The sequence below is a fragment of the Thermodesulfobacteriota bacterium genome, from assembly GCA_040758155.1.
Classification (GTDB): domain Bacteria; phylum Desulfobacterota; class Deferrimicrobia; order Deferrimicrobiales; family Deferrimicrobiaceae; genus UBA2219.
Map to the genome: position 1 here is coordinate 1 of JBFLWB010000013.1, position 5,283 is coordinate 5,283.

General features: G+C 65.5%; 4 protein-coding genes. All 4 read right to left on the reverse strand.

The genetic code is table 11. The features are described 5' to 3' along the window. The coding region (locus tag AB1346_01015; GenBank protein MEW6719008.1) for a GTP-binding protein at positions 1–944 on the reverse strand (944 nt) is incomplete at its 3' end. Positions 945–985: 41 nt separating this feature from the next. Then, positions 986–1,456, reverse strand: a complete 471-nt coding sequence (rpsG, locus tag AB1346_01020) for a 30S ribosomal protein S7 (protein ID MEW6719009.1) — start codon at positions 1,454–1,456, stop codon at positions 986–988. Positions 1,457–1,624: 168 nt separating this feature from the next. Beyond that, entirely contained in the window at positions 1,625–1,996 is a 372-nt protein-coding gene (gene rpsL / locus AB1346_01025; protein MEW6719010.1) for a 30S ribosomal protein S12, read from the reverse strand. A 112-nt stretch (positions 1,997–2,108) separates the two neighbouring features. Next, a partial coding sequence (locus AB1346_01030) for a DNA-directed RNA polymerase subunit beta' (GenBank protein MEW6719011.1) occupies positions 2,109–5,283 on the reverse strand: 3,175 nt, incomplete at its 5' end.

Consider the following 5,283-nt stretch of genomic DNA (forward strand, 5'->3'; position numbering starts at 1 on the left):
TTGAAGGCCAGCGCCGAGAGCGGCTCGTCGTCGGAGGGTTTCCGCGAGGTGTCGGAGCCGTCCGCGGGGAGAATGCCGACGACCGGGGGGATGTCCACCGGGGAGGGAAGGTAATCGACGACCGCGTCGAGCAGCGGCTGGACGCCCTTGTTCCGGAACGCGGTGCCGCAGACCACCGGGGTGAACTTCAGGGCGATGGTCGCCGCGCGGATGGCCGACGCCAGCTCCGCCGCGTCGATTTCGCCGCCGAGCAGGTACTTCTCGAGCAGCTTGTCGTTCACGTCGGCGACCGCCTCGAGAAGCTGCTCCCGCGCGGCCGCTACGCGCTCGGCCATCTCCGCCGGGATCGGCTCCTCGTGGTACTTCGCGCCGAGGGTGTCCTCTTCCCACACAAGGGCCCGCATCCCGACCAGGTCGATCACGCCGCGATAGCCGTCCTCCTTCCCGAGGGGGAGCTGGACGGGCACCGGGTTGGCGGCGAGCCGCTCGCGCATCATCCGGACCACGCGGTCGAAATCGGCCCCCGTGCGGTCCATCTTGTTGACCATGGCGATGCGGGGAACGCGGTGCTTGTCGGCCTGCCGCCAGACCGTCTCGGACTGCGGCTCGACGCCGCCGACGGCGCAGAAGACCGCGACCGCGCCGTCGAGGACGCGCAGCGACCGCTCCACCTCGATCGTGAAGTCGACGTGGCCCGGGGTGTCGATGATGTTGATCCGGTGGTCGCGCCAGAAGCAGGTCGTGGCGGCGGAGGTGATGGTGATCCCCCGTTCCTGCTCCTGCTCCATCCAGTCCATGGTGGCGGTGCCTTCGTGAACCTCGCCCATCTTGTGGGACACGCCCGTGTAATACAGGATCCGCTCGGTCGTAGTCGTCTTCCCTGCGTCGATGTGCGCCATGATCCCGATGTTCCGGGTTTTTTCGAGCGGAGTGATCCTGGACACGATTCCCTCTATTCCCTATAAGCGTTAAGCGTTTCGCGCTGTTACCAGCGATAATGGGCGAACGCCTTGTTCGCCTCGGCCATCTTGTGGGTGTCTTCCTTCTTCTTGATCGTGACGCCGCGGTTGTTGTAGGCGTCGAGCAGCTCCGCGGAGAGCTTCTGCATCATGGTCTTCTCGCCGCGCTCCCGGGCATAGCCGACCAGCCAGCGGATGGAGAGGGACAGGCGCCGCTCCGGGCGGATCTCCACCGGGACCTGGTACGTGGCGCCGCCGACCCGGCGGGATTTGACCTCGACCATCGGCTTGGCGTTCTCGATGGCCTTCTTGAGGACCGCGACCGGGTCCTCCTTGGTCTTTTCCTTCAGGATGTCCATCGATCCGTAGACGAGCCTCTCGGCGACGCGCGCCTTCCCCTGCAGCATCACCGCGTGGATCATCTTGGCCACGAGCACGTCCCCGAACACGGGATCGGGCAGAACGGCCCGCTTGGAAACATAACCTCTCCTGGGCATGAGCACGACCTCCTGGGCCGAAAACCTGGATCTTTCCCCTCGAACAAACGGGAATCGCCCGCTTCCCGTTCCACTACCGGGGAAGCGGTGCGATTTTCCTGACCTTTTTAACCCTTTCCGGCAGACGCGCCGGGGCCGGTTGGTGACGCCGTTCCGATAATCGGGAAGCTATTTGGGTCGCTTGGTACCGTACTTCGACCGCGACTTCCGTCTGTCCTGGACACCAACGGAATCCAGCTTCCCACGGATGATGTGATAGCGAACGCCGGGGAGGTCCTTCACGCGCCCCCCCCGGATCATGACCACCGAGTGCTCCTGCAGGTTATGCCCTTCCCCCGGGATGTACACCGTGACCTCGACCCCGTTGGTGAGCCGCACTCTCGCGACCTTCCGGAGCGCCGAGTTCGGCTTCTTGGGGGTCGTCGTGTACACGCGGAGGCACACTCCCCGCTTCTGCGGGCAGCGCTCGAGCGCGGGGGAATTGCTCTTGTTGGCGATCGCCTCGCGCCCCTTCCGTACCAGCTGATTGATCGTGGGCATTCCCTGTTCCTTCCGTTTTCCTCTCAGCTCTTAGAGCGTTCCAAAGGAAACATCTCTTATAGCAACGGTTCCGCTTCCTGTCAATTTCTTTTTCTTATCCCGTTCCGCCCCTCTAGGAACCTTCCTCTTCCTCCGGCCGGGGTTCGCCCTCGGACTCCGAGGGGGCCGGGGGCGGCTCGACGACCAGCGGCGCGTCGGACTCGCACTCCACGCCCCGGTAGGTGTCCCCGCCGGTCCCCGCCGGAATCAGCCGTCCCATGATGACGTTCTCCTTCAGGCCGGCGAGGCTGTCGACCCGCCCGTGCACGGAGGCGTCGGTCAGGATCTTCGTCGTCTCCTGGAAGGAAGCCGCGGAGATCCAGGATTCCGTCGAGAGCGACGCCTTGGTGATCCCGAGGAGCTGCGGCTCCGCCTTCGCGGGTCTCCCCTTCGCCTTCAGCACCCGCTCGTTCTCGTCGCGGAAGATCCACTTCTCCACGCTCTGCCCCACGAGGAACGACGTGTCCCCGGGGTCGGCGATCTTCACCCGGCGCAGCATCTGCCGGACGATGGTCTCGATGTGCTTGTCGTTGATCCGGACGCCCTGCAGCCGATAGACCTCCTGGATCTCGTTGACCAGGAAGCGCGCCAGCTCCTTGTCTCCGAGGACGCGAAGGATGTCGTGCGGGTTGGGCGAGCCGTCCATGAGCGCCTCGCCGGCCCGGATCCGCTCCCCGTCGTGGACCGTGATGTGCTTTCCGCGGGGGATCGTGTATTCCCGCGGCTCCCCGATCTCCGGCACCACCTGGATCTTCCGCTTCCCCTTGAAGTCCTTTCCCAGCCGGACCACGCCATCGATCTCGGAGATGAGGGCGAACTCCTTCGGCTTGCGCGCCTCGAACAACTCCGCGACGCGCGGAAGCCCGCCGGTGATGTCCTTGGTCTTGGTCGTCTCGCGGGGGATCTTCGCGATGATGTCGCCCGCCTGGACCTTCTGCCCTTCGTCCACCAGGATGTTGGATCCCACGGGGAGGAGGTACCGGGCGTCGGACGTCGAGCCGGGCAGCTTGCGCGTCTTGCCGCTGTCGTCCTTGAGGGAGATGCGGGGCCGGACGTCCGCGTCCTTCGACTCGACGATGACCCGGGTGGAGCGTCCGGTCAGTTCGTCGACCTGCTCCCGCATGGTCGTGCCCTCGATGATGTCGCCGAACTTGATCTCGCCGGAGACCTCGGTGAGGATGGGGATGTTGTACGGGTCCCATTCCGCGAGGCGCGTGGCTTCCTTCACCTTGTCCCCGTCGCCCACCATGAGCGTCGCGCCGTACGGGATCTGGTACTTCTCCCGTTCCCGGTGCCCCTCGTCGAGGAGGACGAGGAAACCGTTCCGGTTCATCGCGACCAGGTTCCCTTCGCGGTTCTTCACCGCGACGATCCCCTGGAACTTCACGTGCGCCGCCTGCTTGGCCTGGTGGGAGCTCTGCGCCACGGATCCCGCCGTGGCGATGCCGCCGATGTGGAACGTCCGCATCGTGAGCTGGGTCCCCGGCTCGCCGATCGACTGCGCGGAGATGATCCCGACCGACTCGCCGATGGCCACCATCTTCCCGCGGGCCAGGTCGCGCCCGTAGCACTTGGCGCACACCCCGCGCCGGCTCTCGCAGGTGAGCACGGAGCGGATCTTCACCTCGTCGAGGCCGGACATCTCGATCTGCTGCGCGACCTCCTCGGTGATCTCCTCGTTGGCCGCCACCAGCAGCTTGCCCTCGATGTCGTACACGTCCTCGAGCGCCACGCGGCCCAGGATGCGGTCCGTGAGGCGGTCGATGATCTCGCCGCCCTCGATCAGCGCCCGGACGCCGATGCCGTCGAGGGTCATGCAGTCGTCCTCGACGACGATGCAGTCCTGCGCCACGTCCACGAGCCTCCGGGTCAGGTAGCCCGAGTTCGCCGTCTTGAGGGCGGTGTCCGCCAATCCCTTCCGCGCGCCGTGGGTGGAGATGAAGTACTCGCCGACCGACAGCCCCTCCCGGAAGTTCGACCGGATGGGAGTCTCGATGATCTCGCCGGAGGGCTTCGCCATGAGGCCGCGCATCCCGGCGAGCTGCATCATCTGCTTGTCCGAACCGCGGGCCCCGGAGTCGGCCATCATGTAGATGGGGTTGAAGCTCGGGACCTTCTTCTCCTTCCCGTCCTTCCCCTTGACGGTCTCGGTCCCCATCTCCTTGAGCATCTCCTTGGCGATGCGCTCGGTCGCCGCCGACCAGATGTCGACGACCTTGTTGTACCGCTCGCCCGGTGTGATCAGCCCCTCCACGTGCTCGTTGATGACCCGGTCGAGGTCCTCGGAGGCGCGCTCGAGGATCGCCTTCTTGCTGGAGGGGATCACCATGTCGTTGATGCAGATCGAGATGCCGGACATCGTGGCGAACTGGAACCCGCGGTTCTTGAGCTGGTCCGCAAGGATGACCGTGGCCTTCTGCCCGCAGTTCCGGTACGTGACGTCGATGAGCTCCGCGAGGTCCTTCTTCTTCATGAGCTTGTTCACGAAGTCGAACGGGACCTCCGGCGGGACCACTTCGTAGAGCAGGACGCGCCCGGCCGTGGTGTCGACGGTCTTCCCGCCGATGCGGACCTTGATCGCCGCCTGGAGCTCCACCGCTCCCTCGTCGTAGGCGATCCGCACTTCCTCGGGGCCGGCGAACCGCTTCCCCTCCCCCTTGAGGCCTTCGCGCATCCGGGTGAGGTAGTAGATCCCCAGCACGATGTCCTGGGACGGGCCGATGACCGGCTTCCCGTGCGCGGGGGAAAGGATGTTGTTCGTGGACATCATCAAGACGCGCGCCTCCATCTGCGCCTCTATGGACAGCGGCACGTGGACGGCCATCTGGTCGCCGTCGAAGTCGGCGTTGAAGGCGAAGCAGACCAGCGGGTGGAGCTGGATCGCCTTCCCCTCGATCAGGACCGGCTCGAAGGCCTGGACGCCGAGACGGTGCAGGGTCGGCGCGCGGTTGAGCATGACGGGGAGCTGGCGGATGACCTCGTCGAGGGCGTCCCAGACCTCCCTCTTCTCCTTCTCCACCATCTTCTTCGCCTGCTTGATGGTGTTGGCCTGGTTCGCCTCCTCCAGCTTGTTGAAGATGAACGGCTTGAACAGCTCGAGCGCCATCTTCTTGGGGAGGCCGCACTGGTGCAGCTTCAGCTCCGGCCCGACGACGATGACCGACCGGCCCGAGTAGTCGACGCGCTTGCCGAGAAGGTTCTGGCGGAACCGCCCCCCTTTCCCTTTCAGCATGTCGGAGAGCGACTTC

Bases quoted from the DNA above. Each gene is read 5' to 3' on its own strand.
- rpsG (MEW6719009.1), bottom strand. From the start codon at position 1,456: ATGCCCAGGAGAGGTTATGTTTCCAAGCGGGCCGTTCTGCCCGATCCC.
- rpsL (MEW6719010.1), bottom strand. From the start codon at position 1,996: ATGCCCACGATCAATCAGCTGGTACGGAAGGGGCGCGAGGCGATCGCC.